At 46.2% G+C, this 520-nt stretch carries 1 protein-coding gene; it reads right to left on the bottom strand.

Translation table 11 applies throughout. The annotated features are described in order from the left end of the window. Positions 1-520: recombination-associated protein RdgC (gene rdgC, locus R7040_RS29880; RefSeq protein ID WP_318098107.1), on the bottom strand; the 520-nt coding region annotated here is incomplete at both ends.

Raw genomic sequence — 520 nt, 5'->3', positions numbered from 1 at the left:
TCTGAGAATTTTAGACGTTTGATGCCGGAATCTTCAGCCATGATGAACTCGATTCGGTCTTGCCAGTTAAGTGCAAGTTTCGTCACGACTTTGTCAGCTGCGATGTGATTGCGGATTTCATCTGTGGTCAGCTCTTGCTTCTTACAGCGAATCACGCCACCTTCTTCAAGCACCGATTTTAACTCAGCTTCGTCCATCATGGTGATGCCTTGCGGTGTGTTACCTGTTTTAACCCATTCTGTTAGCGTGGTTTCAATTGCTACTTCTGGAATCGCAGGAACAACAGGTAAGCTACCCATGGTTTTACGCAGTAGCGCTAATACGTCTTCTGCTTTTTTGTAGCTGCTTGCATCGACAAGGATGAAGCCTTCTTTTGGCATAATCAACACGTGAGTGTGGCTGCTGCGGCTAAAGGCACGAGGCAGTAAGTCCATCACGATGTCATCTTTTAAGTTGTCTTTCTCTTTCTTCTTCAGAGGGCGACCTTCTTGCGCTTCCATAGCGTCTACTTTTGCATTCA

The organism is Vibrio sp. 1069, from assembly GCF_033340555.1.
This window is presented reverse-complemented; position numbering and strand designations above follow the sequence as displayed.